This is a genomic window from Kocuria palustris (genome assembly GCF_016907795.1).
GTDB classification, from domain to species: domain Bacteria; phylum Actinomycetota; class Actinomycetes; order Actinomycetales; family Micrococcaceae; genus Kocuria; species Kocuria palustris.
The window spans coordinates 858,618-881,736 of record NZ_JAFBCR010000001.1 but is presented as its reverse complement, the minus strand read 5'-3'; the positions used below and the strand labels follow the sequence as shown (position 1 = coordinate 881,736).

The 23,119-nt window shown below is 72.9% G+C and carries 21 protein-coding genes; 15 read left to right on the top strand and 6 right to left on the bottom strand.

The annotated features are described in order from the left end of the window. Window positions 1-588 precede the first annotated feature (588 nt). The 4 genes from JOE55_RS03820 to nirB form a co-directional block, all read right to left on the bottom strand. Window positions 589-885, bottom strand: coding sequence for a hypothetical protein (locus JOE55_RS03820; protein WP_024290039.1), 297 nt, complete (start codon window positions 883-885; stop codon window positions 589-591). Window positions 886-1,025: 140 nt separating this feature from the next. After that, a complete protein-coding gene (gene deoC, locus JOE55_RS03815; protein ID WP_204783191.1) occupies window positions 1,026-1,733 on the bottom strand; it encodes a deoxyribose-phosphate aldolase in 708 nt (235 codons plus the stop codon). Between the two features lie 153 nt (window positions 1,734-1,886). Next, window positions 1,887-3,839, bottom strand: coding sequence for a uroporphyrinogen-III C-methyltransferase (gene cobA, locus JOE55_RS03810; protein WP_204782079.1), 1,953 nt, complete (start codon window positions 3,837-3,839; stop codon window positions 1,887-1,889). Between the two features lie 57 nt (window positions 3,840-3,896). Next, window positions 3,897-6,536 carry a nitrite reductase large subunit NirB gene (nirB, locus tag JOE55_RS03805; RefSeq protein WP_204782078.1) on the bottom strand — a complete coding sequence of 880 codons (2,640 nt, stop codon included), beginning with the start codon at window positions 6,534-6,536 and terminating at the stop codon, window positions 3,897-3,899. A 236-nt stretch (window positions 6,537-6,772) separates the two neighbouring features. Here nirB and nirD point away from each other — a divergent pair, with 236 nt between their 5' ends. Together nirD and JOE55_RS03795 are read left to right on the top strand one after the other, a co-directional pair. Then, window positions 6,773-7,114, top strand: a complete 342-nt coding sequence (nirD, locus tag JOE55_RS03800) for a nitrite reductase small subunit NirD (RefSeq protein ID WP_204782077.1) — start codon at window positions 6,773-6,775, stop codon at window positions 7,112-7,114. Continuing rightward, window positions 7,111-7,908, top strand: coding sequence for a CbiX/SirB N-terminal domain-containing protein (locus tag JOE55_RS03795; RefSeq protein WP_204782076.1), 798 nt, complete (start codon window positions 7,111-7,113; stop codon window positions 7,906-7,908). The genes nirD and JOE55_RS03795 overlap by 4 nt, the downstream gene beginning before the upstream one ends. Before the next feature lie 26 nt (window positions 7,909-7,934). Here JOE55_RS03795 and JOE55_RS03790 read toward each other — a convergent pair whose 3' ends face one another. Then, the gene (locus JOE55_RS03790) at window positions 7,935-8,744 is read right to left on the bottom strand and encodes a TRIC cation channel family protein (protein WP_024290045.1); all 810 of its coding nucleotides are present in this window, start codon (window positions 8,742-8,744) and stop codon (window positions 7,935-7,937) included. Window positions 8,745-8,847: 103 nt separating this feature from the next. Beyond that, the gene (locus JOE55_RS03785) at window positions 8,848-9,771 is read right to left on the bottom strand and encodes an SDR family oxidoreductase (protein WP_204782075.1); all 924 of its coding nucleotides are present in this window, start codon (window positions 9,769-9,771) and stop codon (window positions 8,848-8,850) included. A gap of 505 nt (window positions 9,772-10,276) precedes the next feature. On the opposite strand from JOE55_RS03785, the gene JOE55_RS03780 reads away from it, so the two are divergent. From JOE55_RS03780 to JOE55_RS03720, 13 genes are all read left to right on the top strand, one after another. Next, entirely contained in the window at window positions 10,277-10,429 is a 153-nt protein-coding gene (locus JOE55_RS03780; protein WP_155930981.1) for a hypothetical protein, read from the top strand. 149 nt (window positions 10,430-10,578) lie between these two features. Further along, a complete protein-coding gene (locus JOE55_RS03775) occupies window positions 10,579-11,679 on the top strand; it encodes a 3-oxoacyl-ACP synthase III family protein (RefSeq protein WP_024290047.1) in 1,101 nt (366 codons plus the stop codon). After that, the gene (locus JOE55_RS03770; protein ID WP_155930982.1) at window positions 11,676-13,214 is read left to right on the top strand and encodes a phytoene desaturase family protein; all 1,539 of its coding nucleotides are present in this window, start codon (window positions 11,676-11,678) and stop codon (window positions 13,212-13,214) included. The genes JOE55_RS03775 and JOE55_RS03770 overlap by 4 nt, the downstream gene beginning before the upstream one ends. 46 nt (window positions 13,215-13,260) lie before the next feature. After that, entirely contained in the window at window positions 13,261-14,049 is a 789-nt protein-coding gene (gene fabG / locus JOE55_RS03765) for a 3-oxoacyl-ACP reductase FabG (RefSeq protein ID WP_024290049.1), read from the top strand. Between the two features lie 91 nt (window positions 14,050-14,140). Beyond that, window positions 14,141-14,548, top strand: coding sequence for a phosphopantetheine-binding protein (locus JOE55_RS03760; RefSeq protein ID WP_029643675.1), 408 nt, complete (start codon window positions 14,141-14,143; stop codon window positions 14,546-14,548). A gap of 2 nt (window positions 14,549-14,550) precedes the next feature. Continuing rightward, entirely contained in the window at window positions 14,551-15,078 is a 528-nt protein-coding gene (gene acpS / locus JOE55_RS03755; RefSeq protein WP_204782074.1) for a holo-ACP synthase, read from the top strand. Further along, window positions 15,078-15,512: a hotdog family protein gene (locus tag JOE55_RS03750; protein WP_006214245.1), complete on the top strand. Its 435-nt coding sequence runs from the start codon at window positions 15,078-15,080 to the stop codon at window positions 15,510-15,512. Before acpS ends, JOE55_RS03750 begins: the two co-directional genes overlap by 1 nt. Next, on the top strand, window positions 15,509-16,834 hold the full coding sequence (locus tag JOE55_RS03745; RefSeq protein ID WP_204782073.1) for a beta-ketoacyl-[acyl-carrier-protein] synthase family protein: 1,326 nt from the start codon (window positions 15,509-15,511) through the stop codon (window positions 16,832-16,834). The genes JOE55_RS03750 and JOE55_RS03745 overlap by 4 nt, the downstream gene beginning before the upstream one ends. Further along, window positions 16,831-17,319: an ApeI family dehydratase gene (locus JOE55_RS03740; protein ID WP_204782072.1), complete on the top strand. Its 489-nt coding sequence runs from the start codon at window positions 16,831-16,833 to the stop codon at window positions 17,317-17,319. The genes JOE55_RS03745 and JOE55_RS03740 overlap by 4 nt, the downstream gene beginning before the upstream one ends. Next, the gene (locus tag JOE55_RS03735) at window positions 17,316-18,653 is read left to right on the top strand and encodes a beta-ketoacyl synthase N-terminal-like domain-containing protein (RefSeq protein ID WP_204782071.1); all 1,338 of its coding nucleotides are present in this window, start codon (window positions 17,316-17,318) and stop codon (window positions 18,651-18,653) included. Before JOE55_RS03740 ends, JOE55_RS03735 begins: the two co-directional genes overlap by 4 nt. Next, the gene (locus JOE55_RS03730; protein ID WP_204782070.1) at window positions 18,650-20,971 is read left to right on the top strand and encodes a beta-ketoacyl synthase N-terminal-like domain-containing protein; all 2,322 of its coding nucleotides are present in this window, start codon (window positions 18,650-18,652) and stop codon (window positions 20,969-20,971) included. The genes JOE55_RS03735 and JOE55_RS03730 overlap by 4 nt, the downstream gene beginning before the upstream one ends. Then, on the top strand, window positions 20,961-21,845 hold the full coding sequence (locus JOE55_RS03725; protein ID WP_204782069.1) for an alpha/beta fold hydrolase: 885 nt from the start codon (window positions 20,961-20,963) through the stop codon (window positions 21,843-21,845). The genes JOE55_RS03730 and JOE55_RS03725 overlap by 11 nt, the downstream gene beginning before the upstream one ends. After that, window positions 21,842-23,002, top strand: coding sequence for an FAD-dependent monooxygenase (locus JOE55_RS03720; RefSeq protein WP_204782068.1), 1,161 nt, complete (start codon window positions 21,842-21,844; stop codon window positions 23,000-23,002). The genes JOE55_RS03725 and JOE55_RS03720 overlap by 4 nt, the downstream gene beginning before the upstream one ends. Window positions 23,003-23,119 lie beyond the last annotated feature (117 nt).

The window sequence follows — 23,119 nt, the reverse complement described above, 5'->3', positions numbered from 1 at the left end:
AGCGGATACGGGTTCACCACCCTGCCGCTGTCCTGAGCGGAATGTGCTTGTGACCTTGGGGGCACCAGCACCTCCCGCTGAAGCGGCAGACCCGCAGCTGGAGCACCTGATCCTCGGGCAGCTCGGCGCGGCTGACGATCCGCGCGCGTCGCGCAGGCCCTTCGGCCCGTGACGCAGGAGAAGCCCCGCACCCTGGTCGGTGCGGGGCTTCTGTCGTCCCGTTCGCCCTCCCCAGCCGACACCTCCAGCCATCCCGTTCGAGGCGGCGGGAGACAGGAGCACGTCGAGGGGACGCAGTGGACGGCCTTCCGGGCCCGAATCGCGGTGGATGGGTCCCCTCGGCGACGATCCTCGACCGAGTACTCATTCCTGCCCATACCCTGCGTGTCCGCCCGTGAGAGATCGCCTGTGCAGGCCTTCGCGCCGCGAAGGCCTGCACAGGCGACTCCTCCTGGCGGCTCGGGGGCGGCAGCGGGCCCGCAACGCTGCCGAGGCCACATTCCTGGGTACGACGACGGCGCGCCGCCCGATCCCGCGAGGGGAGAGGCGGCGCGCCGTGAAGGGGCCGGAAGATGCTCCGGACGAGGCTCAGTGGCCGGCGGGCTTGCTGATGTTGGTCGCAGCCGAGGCCGGCAGGTCCAGCGCCGTCTCGTGCCCGCCGATGGGGCGCGAGCGGGTCTTGGAGGCCATGATCCCGGTGGGGACCAGCAGGGCCGCTCCGTAGACGCCGATGCCCAGCAGGAAGAGCCAATTATCGTGGTAGGCGAACAGGTAGAAGCTCACCAGGATGGTGGCCATGGCGCCGATCAGCAGGATCAGGCTGACCGCGCCGGTGCCTTCGCCGGAATGACGGCGGACCTTGCGTCCCTGGGCATCGACAGCCATTGAGTCCTCGTTTCCATGGTGCGGCGCGTGCGGCCGCGATCGTGCGGGTTCCTGACGGTCAGTGTACGTCCTTCGTGCAGCGGCCGCTCCGAGCCCCTGCCCGCGAGCCGCCCAGCCGTGGCCCGAGGGCGCGCGGCGGCTCAGCCGAGCAGGGCGGCTCCGGCCGAGGCGCCGATGCGCGAGGCCCCGGCGCGCAGCATCTCGACGGCCGCCTCGTGCGTGCGGATGCCGCCGGAGGCCTTCACGCCGATGCCTCGGCCCACGGCCGCGCGCATCAGCTCGACGTCATGGACCGTGGCGCCGCCGGTGGAGAAGCCGGTGGAGGTCTTCACGTAGTCGGTGCCGCCGGCCACGGCTGCCTCGCAGGCGACGGTCTTCTGGGAGTCCTCGAGCAGGCAGGTCTCGATGATGGTCTTCAGCTGCGCCCCGCCTTCGTGGACGGCCTCGGCCACTGTGCGGACGTCGTGCTCCATGGTGGGGCGGTCGCCGGCGCGGGCTGCCGCGATGTCCAGGACCATGTCGATCTCCTGGGCGCCGTTGCGGATGGCCTCGCGGGCCTCCCAGGCCTTGGCCTCGGGCGTGGAGGCGCCCAGGGGGAATCCGACGACGGTGCACACCAGCACATCCGAGCCCGCCAGGGCCTCGGCGGCACGGGCCACCCACACTCCGTTGACGCACACCGAGGCGAAGCCGTGCTCACGGGCCTCGGCGCACAGCTGGTCGATGGCCTCCGCGGAGGCCTCCGGCTTGAGCAGGGTGTGATCCACGCGCGAGGCGATGTCCGCGGCGGTGATGTCCGACAGCGAGGAGATGGGCTGGCGCTCGGTGGGGTCGTAGGCGGAGGTCATGTGCTGGGCCTTCCTCATGTGCGGGGGATCCCGCCCTGTGCGGACGGGCAGCGGCTCGGATGCCGCGCGGCGACCCGTGGGCGGCTCGGCGGTCTCTGCTGTCGAGGGTATCGGGCAGCCCCGACGCCGGCTCGCTGAACTCGTCAGCGCGCCTCAGCGCTGCGGCCCGGGTCCCAGGACGTCGCAGAGCTGGTTGATCATGGCGCCCATGCGGAATCGCTCGGGCACCAGGGCGGGGATCCCGGCCTCCTCGAGGGGCTGAGCGGTCACCGGCCCCACAGTCGCCGCGACCACCGCGCGGGCCGATGCGTCCTGCCCCGGGTCGAAGGCCGCTGCGAAGTCCTCGGCCAGTCCCAGGGCGGCGGCTGCGGAGACGAGGGCCTGGGCGCCGGCGGCCGAGGTGAAGGTGACTGCATCGATCCGTCGGGCGCAGACCTCGCGCACGAGTTCGGGCACGGCGCCGGTCTCATCGGCGTCGGCCCATCGGTGCGGGGTGACCGTCAGGATCTGCGCCCCGGCCTCGGCCAGGCGCTGACGCTGGTCCCGATCCGCGAACCCGTTCTCCTGCCAGCCCACCACGGCGCCGCTGAGGCCGCGGCCGTAGGCCTCCTGCAGCAGGTCGACGAGACGGGGCAGGGTCTCGTCGGGGGAGATGCCCGCGTCCTGCAGCCCCAGATTGCGCACGGCCGCCCGTCCCTTGGGCCCGCGCACCCACAGATCGGCCTCAGAGAGCACCTCGAGCGCTTCCTGGGACAGCCCAGCCGCCTCGATGACCTCCCACCACCGCTTGAAGCCGTAGCCCGTGGTGATCACGAACAGCCCCGGGCGTGCGGCCAGCAGGCGGCGCGTGTCGGCGATGACCTGCTCTTCCTGCTCCACGGGCACGAGCTTCAGCGACGGAGCGGCCAGGACCTCGGCCCCGCGACGGCGCAGCGCGCCCATCTGGTCCTCGGCCCGGCGGTGGGCGGTCACCGCGATGCGCCGCCCGGCCAGCGGCAGGTCGTTCTGCGCGGTGTCGGGCGGTGCCACGGCCCGGTGCGGGGTGAGCTCGCCGAGCACGCGCTCGCGGTCCTCGGCGGCCAGCGCGGCGACCGGCCCGATCACGGTCACCGCGGGCGAGACCGCCGAGGCCAGGTCTACGACGGCGCTGCCCAGCTGGCCCGTGAGCGTGCGCTGATCGGGGGAGAAGCCCTTCTCCACCACGGCGATCGGCAGCTCGGGGGAGGCCCCGGCGCGCATCAGCCCGCTCACGAGCTGCGGCAGGGTGGAGACCCCCATCAGCACCACGAGGGTGGCTCCGGTGCCCAGCAGCCGCGCGAAGCCGGCCAGCTCGTCGTCGTCGAAGGGCACGTGCCCGGAGGCCACGGTGAAGGCCCGGGAGACCTCGCGGAAGGTCAGTGGAATACCAGCCGCGCCGGGCACGGCCACGGCGGAGGTGATGCCGGGAACGGTCTCCACGGGGATGCCCCAGGACTCGCAGTCGGCGGCCTCCTCCCCGCCGCGGCCGAAGACGTAGGGATCCCCGCCCTTGAGGCGCACCACGCGGCGGCCGCGGGAGGCCGCGGTGAGCAGCTGGCGCTGGATCTGCTCCTGGGGCACCGGGTGGTGCCCGGGCCACTTGCCCACGCGCACGATCTCGGCGTGCGGGGCCTGGGCCTCGACGACGCCCTGCGGGGCCAGCCGGTCCAGCAGCACGACGTCGGCATCGGCCACGGCCTCCAGCCCGCGCACTGTCATCAGCTCCGGCGCACCGGGGCCGCCGCCCACCAGGGACACGCCCTTGCCGGGGGCGGGCACGACCGAGACCGGCACGGGTCCGTGGGCTTCACGGAGCCGCAGCAGCAGCCCCTCCCAAGGGGCGCGATCGTCGACCACGACGACGAGTCCCGGTGCCCCGCCTCTCAGGGCCTGCTCGGCAGCGGCCTCGTCGCCGGGTGTCTCGCCCGCCTCGGCCGCGGCGCCGGAACCAGCACCGGCGGCACCAGCCGGACCGGCGACCGCGCGGACCTCGGCGCCGGCGGCGCGCAAGCGCCTGGCCGGGCGGGAGTCGTCGTCGGCGCCGAGCAGCAGGAGGCGAACGCCGTCCACAGAGGTGTCGAGAAGCATGTGATCAGCCTAGAACGGCAGGCCGGTCGTCTGGTCCACGCCCCGGCGGAGTGCGGCTCAGCCCTGGGCGCCCACCGGGATGCGGGTCCCGGAGATCAGCACCGGCCCGGAGCCGTCCTCGGCCGCGGCGATCTCCTCCGGGGTGGCCGGGCGGATCTGCTCGCGCTCGAGCACGTACTGGCGGGCGGAGTCGTCCGAAGCGTCCGGGTCGTTGACGAACGGGCGGAACCGGCGCAGGCGCTGCGGGTCGCGCAGGGTCGCGGCCCACTCGTCCTCGTAGCCCTCGACCTGGCGCTGCATGTCCGCCTCCAGGTCGGCGCAGATGCCCAGGGAATCGTCGATCAGCACCGCCTTGAGGTGGACGATGCCGTCGCCGTACTCCTCGTCGAGGTCCTCGAGCCATCGGGCGGTGCGCTGCAGCTTGTCCGCGGTGCGGATGTAGTACATGAGGTAGCGGTCCACGTACTGCACGAGCTCGGCCTCCGAGACGGACTCGGCGAAGACCCTGCCATGAGCGGGATTCGCCCCGCCGTTGCCGCCCAGATACAGCGTCCAGCCCTCGGGGGTGGCCATCACGCCGATGTCCTTGGACTGGGACTCCGCGCAGTCGCGGGCGCAGCCCGAGGAGCCGATCTTGAACTTGTGCGGCGAGCGCAGCCCGCGGTAGCGGTTCTCCAGGCGGATGCCCATGCCCACGGAGTCCTGCACGCCGTAGCGGCACCAGGTGGAGCCCAGGCAGGACTTCACGTTGCGCAGGGACTTGCCGTAGGCCTGCCCGGACTCGAAGCCCGCGTCCACGAACCGCTTCCAGATCGCGGGCAGCTCCTCGAGTCGGGCGCCGTAGAGCCCGATGCGCTGAGCGCCCGTGATCTTGGTGTAGAGCCCGTATTCGTGCCCGACCTCGGCGATCACCGCGAGCTTCTCCGGGGTGATCTCTCCGCCCGGGATACGCGGGACCACCGAGTAGGTGCCGTCCTTCTGCATGTTGCCCAGGTTGCGGTCGTTGGTGTCCTGCAGGGTGCCGCGGCCCTCGTCGAGCACGTAGGCGTGCGGCTGGGAGGCCAGGATCGAGGCCATGGTGGGCTTGCAGATCGCGCAGCCGTCCTGACCCCTGCCGAAGCGCTCGAGGGCCTCCGGGAACGTGCGGATGCCGGTGGCGCGCACCGCCGCGTAGAGCTCGGCGCGCGAGAGCTCGAAGTGCTCGCACAGCGCCTTGGAGACCGTCAGGCCCATCTCGGCCATGGTCTTCTCGAGCGTCTTGTGCATCATCGGCACGCACGAACCGCACTGGGTGCCTGCATCCGTGCACTTCTTCAGCTCCGGCACGGACTGGTGGCCGTCGCGCACGGCCTGGCGGATCTCCCCGAAGGGCACGCCGTTGCACGAGCACAGGATGGCGTCATCGGGCAGCTCGGTCTCGGGGGCGTCGCCGCCGGCCGCGGAGAGGTAGCGAGCCGGCTCGGCCGGCAGCGGTCGGCCCTGCAGGGGGCGCAGGGCGTCGTAGGGCTCGGCATTGCCCACGAACACGCCGCCGATCAGGGTCTCGCGGTCCTCGGCCACCACGAGCTTCTGATAGATCCCGGCCACCGGATCGGAGTAGTCGACCTCGATCGCCCCGGGTGTGGTCGCGTAGACGTCGCCGAAGGAGGCCACGTCCACGCCGGCGAACTTCAGCCGGGTCGAGGTGTCGAAGCCGGAGACCTCGCCGTCCCCGCCGTGGAGGCGATCGGCCACGACCTCGGCCATCTTGTTGGCAGGGCCCACCAGGCCCCAGGTCTGGCCCAGGATGTGCGCGACCTCGCCGATGGCCCACACGTGGGCCACGGAGGTGCGGCAGGCCTCGTCGACGACCACGCCGCCGCGCGGGTCCAGATGGAAGCCTGAGCGCCGCGCCAGGCCGGAGCGGGGGCGGATGCCCACGCCCAGGATGACCATGTCCGCCTCGAGCCGGCGCACCACCGCCTCGGGGCCGGGGCCGTCGGCGACGTTCACGCCGATCACGTTCTCCTGCTCGTCCAGCTCCACGCCCTGGATATAGCTCGAGCACTGCACGTCCAGGCCCTGCTCGCGCATCAGCGAGTTGACGGCCAGTCCGCCCTCGCGGTCCATCTGGGTGCACAGCAGGAATTCTGCGACGTCCAGGATGGTGGCCTCCGCACCCAGATCCAGAAGCCCGGCGGCGGCCTCCAGACCGAGCAGACCGCCGCCCACGACCACCCCGCGCGGGGCGCGCCCCAGCTTCTGCTTCAGCTGCTCGACCTCGGCCACGATGCCGCGTACGTCGTCGATCGTGCGGAAGACGTGGACCCGGTGGGCGCCCGGGATGTTCAGGGTAGCGGCGTTCGAGCCGGTGGCCAGCACGAGCTCGTCGTAGGCGAAGGTCTCGCCGCTGCGGGTGAGCACCGTGCGGGCCTTGACGTCCAGCTCGGCGGCGCGCTGGCCCGAGCGCAGCTCGATGCCCGGTGTCTGCCACATCTGCGGATCGCCCAGCGTGAGGTCGCGCTCGGCGTCCACGAACAGCTTCTCCAGGGCCACGCGGTCGTACGGGGTCCACTTCTCCTCGGAGAGCACCGTGATCGTGTCCTGGCCGAGCCCGCGCTTGAGCATGGACTGCACGAAGCGGTGAGCGGCGGGGCCGCCTCCGATGACGAGGATCCGGCGTCCGGTCGAGGTGTCCTGGGCGGTGGTCTCTGACATGAGTGGCTTCCTTCGCATCGCGGGTGGGCTCGTTCCGATCAGACCACGCGCCCCCGGGCAAGGAGGACCTCAGTTGCCTTCAGATGCTGCGGGACCTGCGCGCGGCAGCGGCCTGCGGGTACGGTTCGGGACAGGGCCGCGCCGAGCTCGCGGCGCCCTTCGAGGCCTCCTGCGGAGGGCTCGCACACCGGGCACGGCGCTCGCCGCGCCCGAGGACCCAGGCAAGGAGCCGCATCATGAGCGCCACGACCGCCGTCGAGATATGCCGCCTCGAGGACCTGGAGACCGGCTGGGGCGAGGTCGCCCTGGTCGAGGGCCGCCAGATGGCCGTCTTCCGGCTGCCGGACGACACTGTGGCCGCGGTGGATCACGCCGATCCCCGCTCGGGCGCGCTCGTGATCGCCCGCGGGATCGTGGGCGCCACGCTCGACGGGACCCCCACGATCGCCTCCCCGCTCTACAAGGAGGTCTACGACCTGCGCACGGGCCAGTGCCTCACGACCGATGCCTACGAGCTGCCCGTCCACGACGCGACCGTCTCCCCGCAGGGCCGGGTCGTCGTGGCGCTGCGCCCGTGAGCGCGCGGGGCGCCGGAGCCCCTGGACCCCGGTCCGAGGTCGACCCCGTCCTGCTGCTGTGCGCGCACGGCTCGCGCTCGCCGACGGCTCAGCGCGCCACGGCACGGATCACCGAGCAGGTCGGGCGCCTGCTGCCGGGAACCGAGGTGGTCGAGACCTGGGTCGACGTGCAGGCCCCGGATGTCGCTCAGCGATGCGCCGAGCTAGCTGATCGCCCGGTCGTGATCGTGCCCCTGCTGCTGTCCGCCGGCTACCACGTGCACCACGATCTTGAGCTGGCCGTGCACGGGCGGCCGCACCATGTCGTCGTCGGTGCTCTGGGACCGGATCCGCGGCTCTCCACGCTGCTCGCGCGCCGGCTGGCGGAGGCTGAGCAGGAGCCCGCTGCGGCCGAAGACGGTCACGCCGCGGCCGGGGCAGGCGAGCGCAGCCAGGATCCGATCGTGCTGATCGCCGCCGGTTCCTCCGACGCGCGCGCGGTGGCCGATGTCCGCGCCCAGGCGCAGGATCTCGCGGGGCGTCTGGAGCGCCCCGTGGAGACGGGCTTCGTCTCGGCCGCGCAGCCATCGGCGCCGGAGGCCGTGGAGGCGGTGCGGAAGCAGACGGGGCGGCCGGTCACGGCGGCGTCGTTCCTGCTGGCGCCGGGGCAGTTCCACGACCGGGCCGCGGACGCCGGAGCCGAGCGGATCTCGGCGCCGCTGCTCGTCGAGGACGCAGTGGCCGAGGAGATCCTGGAGATCGTGCTGCAGCGCCGGCAGGAGGGCCTGCGACTGCTGGCCTCAGGCGGGCGCTGAGCCCGGGCGGCGGCAGGTGAGTGCGCTCAGTCGCCGTCCTTGTCCGAGGCGGCGGAGTCCTCCCGCTCGACCTGGACGATGGGCACCATCCCCGTGCGGGCCTGCTCATTGCGCTGGCTGCGCTGCCGGCCCAGCCGACCCTTGTGCACCACGATCCGCGGCCTCTTGGCGCTGGCGGTGCGGGCCAGCTGCCGCCCTGCCGAGCCGACATCCCAGCCGCCCTGACCCGGAAGCGTCAACCCCAGGGTGCGCGTGAGCACGGTCAGCAGGGCCGCCAGGAGGATCGCGGCCCCCATGCCCCAGTTGGGTCGACCCAGCTCCCACGCGGCGGCCATGGTCAACGCGCTGACGAACGCAGTGGTGGCCGTGAGGGTGTTGCCGCCGAAGATGCCGGGGACGCGGCCGATGCAGACATCGCGCACGGCGCCGCCGCCGACCGCGGTGATCATGCCCAGCATGATCGCCGGGATCCAGCCCAGCCCGGCGGCCAGCCCCTTGGAGGCGCCGGTGGCGGCCCAGCAGCCCAGGGCCAGCGCATCCGCCGCCGAGAGGGCGCGGTGCATCCAGCGGCCTTTGATCGGGAGGTTGAAGATCAGGCCCGTGCCGATCAGCGCGGTGATGAGGTAGGTCGGATCGCTGAGGGCCACCGGCCTGCCGTTCTGGAGCAGGACATCGCGGATCATGCCGCCGCCCAGCCCGGAGAGCACGGCCAGGACCAGGAAGCCGATGATGTCCAGCTTCAGGGAGCGGGCGATCGCTCCGCCGAGCACGGCGTTGACGAACACCCCCGCCAGGTCGACGGCGCGGAAGACCGCCTCAGGGTCCAGCAGCTGCACGACCGCCTCCTCGTCGGGATGCCGACACGACAACGGGCCGCGGTCTGCGGCCCCGCCGAGGCTATCAGCGCGGCGCGCGGCGACAGCGCGCAGGGGCTGCGGCTCAGGCGCTGCGCACCGGCTGCTGCTCGAGCCAGGTGTCGAACGGGGTGGTCTGCTCGCCGAAGACCTGGAAGTAGGTCGTCGGGTCGGCGATCTCGCCGTGGGCCTGCATGAGTCCCATGGTGTCCAGGGCGCGGGTCAGCCCGCCCTTCATGAACAGGCGATTGACGGGGTTCATGAACCACAGCGGCATCGCGGTGACCTTGGCCCCGGGGCGGGTGGCCTCCAGGTAGCGGCGCAGCGCGGACTTCAGCGTCATGGGCTCGCGGCCGGTGACCTCGAAGACGCGGTCCTGGGCCTGCGGCATGGCGTAGCTGCGCGCGATCGCATTCATGAGGTCTGCGCTGATGATGGGGTGGAGGGTGTGCGGCTGCGGGCCCAGCAGCATGCCGCGCCCGTTCTGCACGAAGGACTCGAGGGTCTCGGCGAAGAAGGCCGGTCGGAAGACGGTCGCCGGTGTGCGCGCGGCCAGCAGGTGCTGCTCGGCGCGGACCTTGGCTCCCTCGCCGGGGTGATCGGCGAACTCGGGGCGGGCGTACATGCCGGAGATCATCGAGATCCGGGTGATGCCCAGCTGCCCGGCCGCCCGTGCCACGTGCCGCACGCCCTCGTCCTCGACGGCGCGGATCTGCTCGGGATCATTGCCTCCGCTCAGGGAAAGGTGCACGGCCTCGGCGCCCCCGAGCGCCCCCGGCAGGGTCTGCGGGCGCGTCACATCGGCCACGCGGGCCTCGACGCCGGCCGGCAGGTCCGTCTGCCGGCCGCGGGCCACTGCCAGGACGCGGTGGCCGCGGGCGGCGAAGACCTCGACGGCGCTGCGTCCGAGCTGCCCGGTGCTGCCGATCACGGCGATCGTGCGCGGAGCTCCGGAGGCCCGCGTCTGCCGGTCCTGCTGCGGGGCGGGCGTGCGGTCCGTGCGATCCATGTCCTGTCCTCCTGGTGGGGTGCGGCGGCCGTGCGGAGGCCGAGATCCCCTTCATCGTGGGGCACCGGCCTGGGAGGGCGCGCGGCGCGGGCGGGGATGTGACGGGGCGTGTCCGGTCCGGGCGAGACGGGGTGACCACACTCCTGGGGGATCACGTTCCCCGCTCGGGGGACAATCACGCCGCGAAAATGCACTTAAGACTGGACGCAGGCCCGTGACGTGCCACGATGAATACTCGAGTTCGGCAGTGACCGGAACCTCGCGCCGCGCGAGCCCACCTGATCCAGGGCGATGACCGCGGTGCGACGTCCGCGCCGGGACCGCCCGCGAACAACGGCGCCCCTGGGAAGGGTGCGCCAGGCGGGCGCGGCGCGGAAGCCGGTGAGGCTGCGGGCTCGACGGGCAGGCGCAGTCGATGCGTGCAGTGCATCGGTGCCCTCTCCGTGCCGCACGGCGGTGGAGCACACCGCTCGAGCAGGACCACAGGCCAGAGGGAGGCTGCAGCATGGCTGGACAGGCAACAGCGCTCGAGGGACAGGGCGCCGGCATGCACGCGACGGGGGCGGTGGCACGGCAGGCCGTCGCCGATCCGACGGCAGCCGCCGCGAGCCGCGCCGCTCTGCGCCTCGCCGGAGCACGGGCAGCAGCCCGCACCTGACCGAGCCGGCCGCGAGCGGCTCCCAGACCGGAAGCAGGACGCGCAGCGCGTCCGCCAGGCTCCACCGCACCGCCCCTGCAGCGGCCACTGATGGGCACTGCCCGAAGACCCAGCCCCACCCGAGCACCTCCGAGAGGACCCCACTGACCATGGCACGAGCACGGATCACCGGCGTCGGCGGCTACCAGCCCGGCGAGCCCATCGGCAACGACGTGATCGAGGAGCTGGCCGGCGAGCTGCCGGCCGAGGTCCTGGAGGGGCTGTCCATCCAGCAGCGCTTCTGGCTGATCGACCCGCGCACCGGCGAGCACCGCGAGTCCAACGCCGACATGGCGACCAAGGCCGCTCATCGCGCCCTCGACTCGGCGGGACTGGTCCCGGAGGACATCGACGGCATCATCCTCTCGACCGGAACCCCCGAGTACACGCTGCCGCCCACGGTCGGCTACGTGCAGGAGCAGCTGGGGCTGGAGAAGGTCTCGACCATGGAGCTGCGCTCGGCCGGTGCCGGCGCGGTGCAGGCACTGGAGATCGCGCGCCTGCAGATCGCGGCCGGCACGCGGCGCCGCGTACTCGTGATCGGCTCGGAGTGCATCTCCCCGGTGCTGGCCGGGACCTACCTGGCCATGCCCAAGGAGAAGATCCGCATGCGCGACCGCGTGCCGATCTACATGTTCTCCGACGGCGCCGGCGCCATCGTGGTCGAGGCCTCCGACGACGAGTCGAAGGGCCTCGAGCCCGGGGCCGAGCAGGCCATCGGCGGGAACCGCAAGCCCGGCATCCACGCCGTGGGCGGAGGCACGTTCAAGCCGCTCGTGGAGCAGCAGCGCGCCGAGCGCCTGGTCGATCTGCGCGTGGACGTGGTCGGAGCAGGCGAGTTCACCCCCGTGATGGTCCTGGAGGCGCTGTCCGGGACCCTGGCCGCCGCCGGGGCGACACCGGCCGATCTGGACTGGTGCCTGATCCCCGAGGGCAATGTGGGCTGGCTGCTGGACTCCATGGAGGAGCAGGGCACGCTCAACGCCGACTTCAAGGCCCTCGAGGGCAAGGTCTTCGACAACCTCGCCGACACCGGCGCCTGCGGCTCGGCCGCCGTCCCGCTGTTCCTCGATCACGCCTGGCGCTCGGGCATGATCGAGGTCGGCCAGCGCGTCAGCCTGATCGGCGTCGAGGCCACCAAGTGGATCTGGGCCGGGATCACTCTGGACTGGACCGCGCCGGCTCCTGCGAGCACCTGGCGGGACGCATGAGCGCCCGCCACGATGCGATCGTGATCGGCGCGGGCCTGTCCGGGCTCAGCGCCGCAGCCCTGCTGGCCCGAGCCGGGCTGGACGTCGTCGTCCTGGAGAAGGCCGACGGCCCCGGCGGCTGCGCCCGCTCCTTCACCCGCGACGGCTTCACCTTCGACCCGGCCGTCCACGTGACCGTGGAGGCGCGGCCGGAGGCCTATATCGGCCTGCTGCTCGAGCACCTGGGCGTGGCCGATCAGGTCGTCTTCGAGCGCTTCGGCGAGATCTACCGGGTGGATCTGCCGGGCTTCTCGATGGTCGCCCCCACCGGGCGCGAGGACTTCCTGGCCGCGCATCAGGACGCGTTCCCGGCTCAGGCCCGTGGCCTGGCCGAGCTGTTCGAGATGCGCCACGAGCTCTACGAGCAGACCTCGTCCATGCCTCAGCGCCTCGATCTCGCCGAGGACATCGAGGCGGTGATGGCCCGCGTCCCGCGCGTGCTCGAGCACCGTCGTTCGACCGTCCAGTCGGCCATCGCGCCGTACCTGGACGACGAGCGCGCCCGCGCCGTCATGGGAGCGATCTGGCCGTACCTGGGCTCGAGCCCCGACCGGCTGTCCTTCCTGCTGTTCAACCAGATGCTCGAGACCTTCCACACCGGCGGATGGTTCCCGCGCGGCGGCTTCCAGTCCCTCGTGGATGCGATCGTCTGCGGGCTGGAATCGGCCGGCGGCACGCTGCGCACCGGCGCCGAGGTCACCCGCGTGCTCAGCGCCGACGGCGCCGTGACCGGCGTGGAGCTGGCCGACGGCGAGCAGATCCTGGCCGAGACCGTGATCGGCGCCTCCGACGGCACCGCGCTGCTGGCAGAGCTCGTGGGCTGGGACGCCCTGCCCGCGTCCTGGAAGCGGCGCGTGGAGCGCTACACGCTGGCCCCTTCCGCCGTGACGCTGTTCGGCGGCTTCGACGGCGACCCGCAGCAGCTGGGCATGGTCGACGAGAACATCGTCTTCCGCCACTGGGATCACCGCCGGACCTGGGCCGAGCTGCAGGACGGGCGCCCCGGCGGGCTCTGGGCCTCGGTGCCCACCCTGGTGGATCCCGGCATGGCCCCGGCCGGGAGGCACTCGGTGACGATCACCGGCCTGGTGCCGGCCGAGCTGTCCCGGGACTGGTCGGCGGCCAAGCCCGAGCTGGCAGAGGACATGATCGCCGCCGTCGAGACGGCCTTCCCGGGATTCCGCGACAGATTCGACCTGATGGAGACCGCCACGCCGGCCACCTACGCGCGCTGGACGGGCAACCGCGGGGGAGCGGCCTACGGCTGGGAGAACACCCCGTCGCAGACCGCCTCCAAGCGCCTGCCCCACGTCACCCCGCTCAAGGGCCTGCTGCTGGCGGGGCACTGGTCGGAGGAAGGCGAGTCGTCGCTGCGGGCCCTGACCTCGGGCCGAGCCGTCGCCGAGCTGGCCGCCGAGCGCCACGGGCTCCCCGGGGCCGTGCCGTCGTTCGGCGGGCCGTCGTCGCTGCGCGAAGCCGCTCGGGCCGGTTCCTGAAAGACCGGACCCGAAGCACATGTCAGCTGCAACCGAGAGGAATCAGATGAGCGAGCAGAGCCAGACCGAGGGCGCCGGGCGCCGGGCCGCCCTGGTCACGGGCGGCTCCCGCGGCATCGGCGCCGCGCTGAGCCTGCGCCTGGCCCAGGACGGCTTCGACGTGGCGGTCAACTACCGCTCCGGCGCCGAGGCCGCGCAGGAGACCGTCGAGCAGCTCCGCGAGCTCGGCGTGGAGGCGATCGCCGTGCAGGGCGATGTGGCCGACCTCGAGCAGATGAAGGCCGCGGCCGCCAGCGCGATCGAGGCCTTCGGGCAGCTCGACGTGGTCGTGAACAACGCCGGGATCTCCAAGGACGTGCTGATCTCGTCGATGCAGACCGAGGACTGGCGCTCCGTCATGGACGTCAACTTCGGCGGCGTCTTCAACGGCACCAAGGCCGTGCTGGAGCACTTCATGTCCCGCGGCACCGGCTCGATCATCAACATGTCCTCCGTCATGGGCGAGCGCGGCTGGGTGGGCGAGGCCAACTACTCCGCCTCCAAGGGCGCGATCAACGCCTTCACCCGCTGCTCGGCCGTCGAGCTGGCCCGCTTCGGCATCCGCGTCAACGCCGTGATGCCCGGCTTCGTGCCGACCGAGCTCGTCGAGGAGCTCGTGACGAAGTCCGGCGCGGGGATCAAGAGGCAGCTGCCCATGCGCCGGTTCGGCGCTGTGGAGCAGATCGCCGGCGTCGTGTCCTTCCTGGCAGGCGAGGACTCCGCCTACATGACCGGCGAGTGCCTGGCCGTCGACGGCGGCGCCGCCGCCCAGCTCGGCCTCGGCCGGCCCAAGTGACCCGCGCCGACCGGCGCGCCGCGAACCACCCGACCACCCCGAAGGATCCGCCGAGCACACCGCTCGGACCGACACGAAGAAGGAGAGCGCAATGACCGCTTCGATCGCCGAGACCAACACCGAGCTCTACGAGAAGGTCCGCGACTGCGTGGCCGAGGCCCTGGCCCTGGACCTGGACGAGATCTCGCCCGAGTCCACCCTGCTCGACGAGCTGGGCGCCGAGTCCATCGACCTGCTCGACATCCTCTTCCGCATCGACCGCGCCACCGGCGTGAAGATCCAGTCCGACGAGCTGGCCTCCTACGTCCAGGGCGGCATGCCCGACGAGGAGTTCGGCGACGAGGACGCCGACGTCATCACCCCCAAGGGCATGGAGCAGCTCAAGAAGGTCATGCCGCAGATCGCGGAGAAGGACCTCGACGGCAAGCTCTCGCCCGAGGACGTCATGAGCCACTTCACCGTGGCGAACCTCACCGAGCTCGTCGCCTCCCGGGCCTGATCATGAGGGTCCGGGAACCGCAGGCTGCGCTGGTGCGGGTGGGGGTCGACCTCGTGGAGACCGAGAAGGTCGCTCGGCTCGCCGAGCGGTTCCCTGACCGACTGCCCGATCTGTTCACCGCCGCCGAGCTGGCCTACGCGCTGCGCGGCGGACGGCGCAGCGGTGAGCGGCTCGCCGCCCGGTTCGCCGCCAAGGAGGCCGCGTTCAAGGCCCTGGGCACCGGCATGAGCCGGGGCGTGGCCTGGACCGAGATCGGCATCGAGCGCGAGCTCAGCGGCCGGCCCCGGCTCGAGCTCACCGGACGCGCCGCCGAGACGGCTGCCCGGCTGGGCCTCACCGGCGCGGACGTGAGCCTCTCGCACACCCGTGACTACGCGATCGCCCACGTCGTCCTCTACGCGGCCGCCTCCGACCCGCGGCACGACGGCGGCGCCGGCACCGCCCTGCGGCCCGAGCCGCTGGGGCGCCCCGGAGCCGCACGCGCCGCCCGCGACCACCACCAGCTGACACACCATCGTCAGGAGCACTGATGAGATTCCACCTCGTGGATCGGATCGAGGAGCTGAGGCCGCACGAGTCGGTGCGCGCCGTCAAGGCGACCTCGCTGGCCGAGCCCTACTGGCAGGGCGAGCCGCCCGTGATGCCGCCGAGCCTCGTGCTCGAGAGCATCTGCCAGGCCGGCACCTGGCTGATCATGGGCTCGACCGAGCTGACCCGCCGCGCGGCGCTGCTGCAGGTGGGCGAGCTGCGCACCCACGGGCTGGTCCGCCCCGGCCAGCGCCTGGAGCTCACCGGCACGGTCGTGTCCTGGACTGAGGAGATCGCCGTGCTCAGCGGCCGCGCCGCGGCCGACGGCGAGCTGGTGCTCGAGGCCGAGGACATCATGTGCTCGCTCATGGACGCCGAGACGCTGCAGGACCGCGAGACCTCGCGCCGGCTCTACGAGACGCTGGTGCGCGCATGAGCCCCGCCCAGACCGCCCGCCGCCGCGTGGTGATCACCGGCGCCGGTGCCGTGACCCCGCTGGGCCTGGACGCCGAGTCGACGCTCGAGTCCCTGGTGGCCGGGCGCAGCGGCGTCCGGGAGATCACCCAGTTCGACGCCTCGGCCTACCCGGTGCGCATCGCCGGCACGGTGCCCGTGGAGGATGCCCGCACGCTGGTGCCCGACGTCGCCGAGGCCGAGCTGCTCTCCCGGCAGGGCGCCTTCGGCGTGGCCGCCGGGCTCGAGGCGCTGCGCCGCTCCGGGCTGCCCGCCGCCCGCGACGAGGAGGAGGCCGATCGCCGCACCGTGGTGGTCGGCGCCACCGCCGGGCGTCCCGACCTGCAGGAGATGGCCGAGTTCTTCCACCGGGTCAAGTCCGAGCTGCCCCTGCACAGGCCGCTGATCGAGGACGTGCTGCGCCGAGACCAGAACATCCCTGCCGCGGTGCTGGCCCGAGAGGCCGGCTTCCGCGGAGCGGTGGAGTCCGTCTCGACGGCCTGCACCGCCTCCGGGCACGCGATCGGCGAGGCCTTCCGCCAGATCCAGGAGGGCGAGGCCGATGCGGCCCTGGCCGGCGGCTACGACTCGCTCGTGACCTGGCTCGACGTCCTGGGCTTCTCCCTGCTGGGAGCGCTGACCAAGGACCACGCCGATGAGCCCGAGCGCGCCTCCCGGCCCTTCAGCGACGACCGCTCGGGCTTCGTGCTCGGCGAGGGCGGGATCATGCTCGTGCTCGAGGAGCGCGAGTCCGCCCTGCGCCGCGGCGCCCCGATCCTGGGTGAGATCGCCGGCTACGCCGCCACCATGAACGCCTACCGCATGACGGATCCGCCGCCTCCCGGGGGAGGGGTGACCCAGTGCATGGTCCGGGCCGTCGAAGACTCCGGGGTCCCCGCCGAGCGCATCGGCTACATCGCGGCGCACGGCACCTCCACTCCGGGCAACGACGTCAGCGAGTCCCAGGCCGTGCGCGAGGTCTTCGGCGCCCACGCCGGCGAGCTCGTGATGACCTCCGTGAAGTCGATGAGCGGTCACCTCACAGCTGCGGCCTCCGCGCTCGGAACGCTCGGAGCCCTGGGGGTGCTGGCCGATGGCCGCGTCCCGCCCACGATCAACCTGGAGAACCCGGATCCGGACTGCGACCTGGACTACGCCCCGCAGCCTGGCCGGGTCCTGGACACCGACGCCGTGCTCGTCAACGCGTTCGCCTTCGGCGGCACGAACGCCTGCACGGTGATCACCCGCCACGTCGACGACGCGGCGCAGCCCGCCCGACCCGCCGATGAGGAGGCCGCACGATGACGCGGCGCAGCACCACCCGCATGCCCCAGCTCACCGGCGTGGACCGCGTCACCGAGCTCGTCCCGGGCGTGAGCGCCCGCGGCGTGCGCGGGGTCGGCGGGACCATGGACCTGCTCGACGACCACTTCCCGGACTTCCCGGTACTTCCCGGCGTCCTGCTGCTGGGCTCGCTGGCCGAGCTCGCGGCGATCGTCGAGGAGTCGACGACCGACGAGACCGCCGAGGCCGCGGCGCCGGCGCTGCAGCTGGGCGGGGCCACCCGCGTGCAGTTCCGCACCTTCGTGCGCCCCGGCGACGTCCTGGAGCTGGAGGTCAAGCGCACCGGTGAGAAGACCTACCGCGCCTCGGCCTCGGTCGAGGGCAAGTCCGTCATGAAGGTCAACGCGCTGCGCCTGGAGCGCGTGGCCCCGATCGGCGCGCCGGATGCGCGCGGGACCGTCGACGGCGCCGACAGCACCGGACAGGGAAGCGAGGTCGGCGCATGAGCGACGTCGTCATCACCGGCATCGGCGCCGTCACGGGCCTGGGACACAGCGCCGAGCAGAACTGGGAGGCGCTGCTGGAGGGACGCAGCGCGGTCGCCCCCACGCAGTCCTTCGACGCCTCGTCGCTGGACTGCCGCGCCAGCGCGGAGGTCGCGGAGCTGCAGTCGGCGCTGAAGCCGCTCGTGGACCGGCGCATGCTGCGCAACATGATCCGCAACGACCGCCTGGCCGCACTGGGCGCCGTGCATGCCGTCCGCGATGCGGGCCTGGAGGGCCAGCTGGAGCAGGCCGGGCTGTACCTGGCCAGCGCCAAGGAGATCTCCGAGCCGGACAAGGTCATGGACGCCGTGCTGCTGGCCCGCGACGAGGACGGCTCGGTCGACTACCAGGTCATGGGCGCCGAGGGCGCCGCCGACTTCTACCCGCTGTTCTACGTCGAGGGCCTGCAGGCCGCCTCGCTGTTCTACATCTCCAAGGTGCTCGAGATGAAGGGCATCAACGCCTACGTCTCGGGCGCCGCCGAGGCCGGGATGTCCGCCCTGGGCATGGGCCTGCGCGCGATCCGCCGGGGCGAGGCCGAGGTGGTAATCGTCGGGGGCTTCGACGACTCCACGTCATGGTGGAACCAGTCCAAGTACCAGGACTGGGGACTGCTGCAGCACGGGCAGGACCAGCCGCACCCGTTCGCCGCTGAGGGCGCCGGCACGGTGCTCGGCGAGGGCTCGGTGTTCCTGGTGCTCGAATCCTCCGACCACGCCGCCGCCCGCGGGGCCCGTGTCTACGCGGGGCTGGAGGCCGTGTCCTCCCGCCAGGACAGCGCCAGGGTCTTCACGCCCCTGGCCGACGGCGACGGACTGGCCCGCGCCGTGCGCGCCGCGCTGGCCGGGGCCGGGATCGACGGCGAGCAGATCGCAGCCGTCGTGGCCGAGGGCACCGCGACCGCTGATGGCGACGCCCGCGAGGTCCAGGCGCTGAGCGAGGCGCTGGGCGCTGCCCGTCCGGCCGTGACGGCGGTGAAGGGCGCTGCCGGGCACACGACGGCGGCCTCCGGGCTGCTCAACGTGGCCGTGGCCGCGCTGGTGCTGGAGGCCGGGACGGTTCCGGCGATCGTCGGGACCGCCGCCGAGCAGGCAGGCGAGCCCGAGCTCGATCTCGTGCTGGGCAGCGCCCGGCCGCTGCCGCTGTCCGACGACGGCCCTTCCGGTGCGCTCGCACTCGCCCAGGGCTTCCAGGGCCAGTCCGGCGCAGCCGTGCTGCGCCGCGCCCAGACCTCGCGCGCCGCCGGGACCGGCGCCGCCGACCAGACCGCAGACCAGGGGGAACGATCCGAATGAACCAGCAGCACGCAGCAGCTCAGCCCCGTCCCGTCGTGGTGGCCGTGGGCGCGGTGACCTCGCAGGGCCGCGGCGCCGAGGCCACCTGGGAGGGCGTGCGCGACGGCAGCGTCGCGATCCGCACCGTCCAGCGTCTGTCCACCGAGGGCATCCGCACGGACATCGCTGGCGAGGTCGCCCCGCTGGACAAGCCCGCCGATCGCGCCGGCTACCCCGAGGGCTACGACGATCCGGCGCTGGACTTCGCGCTGATCGCCGCCGAGGAGGCCATGGCCGCAGCCGAGGGACTCGGCATCGAGCCGGAGCGCTGGGGCCTGGTCCTGGGCACCTGCAACGCCGGGCTTCTCTCGGTCGAGCAGTGGTACCTCGACGAGCGCGCCGGGCGCGAGGGCAAGGGCGAGGCTCTGGCGTACTCGACCCCGCAGGGCCTGGCCGAGGCCGTGGCAGGAGCCCACGCCATCCGCGGCCCGGTCCTGTCGCTGAACACCGCCTGCGCCGCCGGCGCCAACGCGGTGGGCTATGCCGCCGAGCTGATCGCCGACGGTCGCGCCGATGCCGTGCTCACCGGTGGCACCGATGCCCTGTCCGATGTGCTGTTCGCCGGGTTCAACTCGCTCGAGTCGCTGTCGCCGGAGCCGGCCAAGCCGTACTCCGCCGACCGTCAAGGACTTTCGCTGGGCGAGGGCGCGGCCATGATGGTGCTCGTGCGCGAGGACCTGGCCGAGCAGCTGGGCCTGGAGGTCCTGGCGCAGTTCGCCGGGCTGGGCCTGTCCGCCGACGGCTACCACCCGACCGCCCCCGAGCCCGAGGGCCGCGGCGCGGCCCGGGCCATCCAGGAGGCGCTGCGCCAGGCCGGGGTCTCGGCCTCCGAGGTCGGCTACCTGAACTCCCACGGCACGGGCACCGCCAAGAACGACCCCGCCGAGACCGCCGCCATGCGACGGGCTCTGGGGGAGGACCTGGACCAGATCCGGGTGTCGTCGACGAAGTCCATGATCGGGCACCTGCTGGGTGCGGCCGGGGCCTCCGAGGCCATGGTCACGGTCAAGGCGCTGCAGACCCAGACCGCGCCGCCCACCGCCGGGCTCGTGACCCCCGACCCGGTCTGCGACCTGCGCCATGTGCCGATCGAGGCGCAGCCGATGGAGACGAACGCGGCGATCTGCAACAACTTCGCCTTCGGCGGGGCGAACGCCTCGCTCGTGCTCACCCGCGATCACGAGGACACGCGCCTGCCGGTCAGCGATCGCCGGATCGTCCTCACGGGTCTGGGTGCGGTGACCTCCGCCGGGGAGACGGTGTCGGCGCTCGAGGAGGCGGTGGCCGCTGGCGAACAGGCCTTCACCGAGGTCGAGGGCCAGCAGGTCGGGCTGTTCACGGCGACCGGCAAGGAGCAGCTGGCCCCCCGCGTGCGCCGGCGCATGGATCGCCTGGCGATCGGCTCGGTCGTGGCCGCGCAGTCCGCGCTCGAGCACGCCGACCACACCGCAGGCGAGCGCACCGGCATCATCCTGGGCACCGAGATCGGGCCCATGGACGTCATGGAGCGCTTCGCCCAGCCCCTGTTCGACGAGGACCCCTCCGCGGCCAATCCGGCGCTGTTCCCGAACACCGTCTACAACGCCGCCGCCGGCCAGGTGGCCATGAACCTGGGCTGCGTGGGCCCCACCACCACGCTGACCGCAGGACGCGCCGCCGGGGCGCTCACGCTGAGCATGGGCGCCCAGGAGATCCGGCGCGGTCGCGCCGACGCGATCCTGGGCACCTCCGCCGAGGCGCTGACCCCGTCGGTCGTGCGCGGGCTGCGGGACCTGGGCCTGTTCGACGGCGGCGACTGGCACGCCGCCGAGGGCGCTGCCAGCGTGCTGATCGAGGACCGGGACTCCGCCCTGGAGCGCGGTGCCCAGCCGCTGGCCGAGCTGCTCGGCACGGGCATGGCCTCCGACGGACTGGGCATCGGCTCGGTCTCGGCCGAGGGCGAGGGCCTGGAGCGCGCCGTGCGCGACGGCCTGCAGCGCGCCGGCGTCTCGGCGCAGGACGTGCACCACGTGTGGGTCGACCTCAAGGGCTCGGCAGGCTCCGATGCCGCCGCCGAGTCGGCCCTGGGCCGTGTTCTGCCGCAGGCGCAGCGCCACGCCAGCCGCCCGGTGCTGGGCGACTCCTTCGCCGTGGGCGGTCTGCTGGACGTGGTCCTGGCCGCCGGGGCGATCTCGCGCGGCGAGACCGAAGGCCCCGTCGTCGTGACGACCTCCAGCTCGAACGGCTTTCACCTGGCCCTGGTGCTGGGCGTGGCCGAGGCGGATCACGGTGCCTCCTAAGGCTCGCCCGCTGCCGCAGCTGTGGAGCGCGCACGAACCGGTCCTGGCCTACGGGAGCCTGGGCCGGGGCGTGCCGCGGATCGTGCACGTCCACGGTCTCGGCGCTCGCTGGCAGATCTTCAAGCCGGTCATGGCCGGTCTGCAGGAGCACACGCAGCTGGCCCCCGACCTGCGCGGACACGGGCTCTCCGGGAGAGCGGCAGGGGATTACTCGGTGGAGGCCATGGCGGGGGACCTGATCGACCTCCTCGAGGCGCACTGCCCCGAGCCGGTCGTGCTCAGCGGCCACTCGCTGGGCGGCTGGGTCGCGATGGCGGCCGCCTCCCGCAGACCCGAGCTGATCGACGGGCTCGTGGTGATCGACTCGCCGCTGCACTCGCGGCGACCGGATCCCTCGATCACGCGGTCCTACCTCGCGGACGCGCCCCTGGTCCTGCGAGCGGTGTCGCGCTCGCCGGAGCAGCTGGACCCGGCGGTGCTGGAGGCCTACCACGACGGAGAGTTCGCCGCCCCGTGCCCGGCCGAGGATCTGCTCGTGCGCTTCGACGGACCGGTGGCGCTGCTGCAGGCCGATGAGGCCCGCGGCGGGCTCATGTCCGCCGAGGACGTGCAGAGGGCACGACAGGCGCACCCGCGCCTGCACCACGTGGCCTTCGACGGCATCGGCCACGCCGTGCAGGTCGAGGACTCCACGGGACTGATCGAGCAGCTGCGCGGCTTCCTCAAGATCCTCGACGAGGGCCGCGGCTCGCACGCCGTCGGCACCGTTCCGGCGAGGGAGCCGGAGGCCGTCGGCAGCAGGGTTCAGGACGCGGGCTCCGGGGCTGCGGCCTCGGGTGCCGCACGGGACGAGGACAGGATCGAGCAGCCATGAGAAGAGCAGAGATCGTGATCGTCGGCGGCGGCATCGCCGGACTGACGGCGGCCAACGCGCTGCAGCAGGCGGGCTTCGGCGTGCGCGTGCTCGAAGCGCGCGAGACCGCCTCGACGGCCGAGCTGGGCGCCGGCATCCACCTATGGCCCAACGTGATCGACTGCCTGGACCGGCTGGGGCTGGCCGAGCCGGTGATCGAGCGCGGCACCGTGGTGCGCCGCCACCGCTATCTCACCTGGCGCGAGCGCCAGATCGGGACCCTGGACGTGGAGAAGCTGGCCGCCGGCGCGGGCTGCCCGGCCGTGGGCGTGACGCGCACGCACCTCTACCAGACCCTGCTGCAGGCCCTGGAGCCGGGCACCGTGCGCTTCGGCATCTCGGTGACCGGCTTCGACCGCACGGATTCCGGTGTCATCGTGCGCACTGGCGACGACCAGAGCCTGCGCGCTGATGCCGTGATCGGCGCCGACGGCATCGGTTCCGTGATCCGCCGCCAGCTGCACGGCCCCGCCGAGCCGCGCTACTGCGGGCTGACCGCCTGGCACGGCACGACCGACTACCAGCACCCCGAGCTGGTCCCCGGCGACATGGCCATCTACTGGGGCCCCACCGGGCGGATCCTGCACTACCACGTCAGCGACGGCGAGCTGTACTGGCTGGCGCTGCTGCAGGCGCCGCCGCGGTATCCGGACGTGCCGGGGGAACGTCAGGCCGAGGCGATCCGCCGCTTCCGGGGCTGGCCCGCGCACGTCCAGTCGATGGTCCGCTCGACCCCGGAGGAGCGCATCCTGCGCAACCACATCCTGGACCGCGACCCGCTCCAGCACTGGGGCCGCGGCCGCGCCACGATCATCGGCGACGCCGCACACCCCATGACGCCGGACATGGCCCAGGGGGCCGGTCAGGGCATCGAGGACGGGCTCAGCGTGGCCCTGGCCTTCCAGCGCGAGGCCTCCGTGGCCGAGGCGCTGCGCAGCTTCGAGGAGCGGCGCAGGGACCGGGCCAACGGCTTCGTGAAGTCCTCCCGCCAGGTCTCCTCCGTCTCCACCTTCACGGCCAAGCCCATGATCGCCGTCCGCAACGAGATCGTCCTGCGCGCCATCTACCGCACGCATCCCTGGGGCACCGCGCAGAAGGAGATCATCCCCGTGCTGTGACCCGCCCGCCCACCCGTGACATCTGTCGGGGGTGCGGGCGGGCAGGACAGCGCACGGGGAATCGACGGAATCCCCATAGACCCAGCTGACCAGGGCTGATGTGATGAGACCGGATGC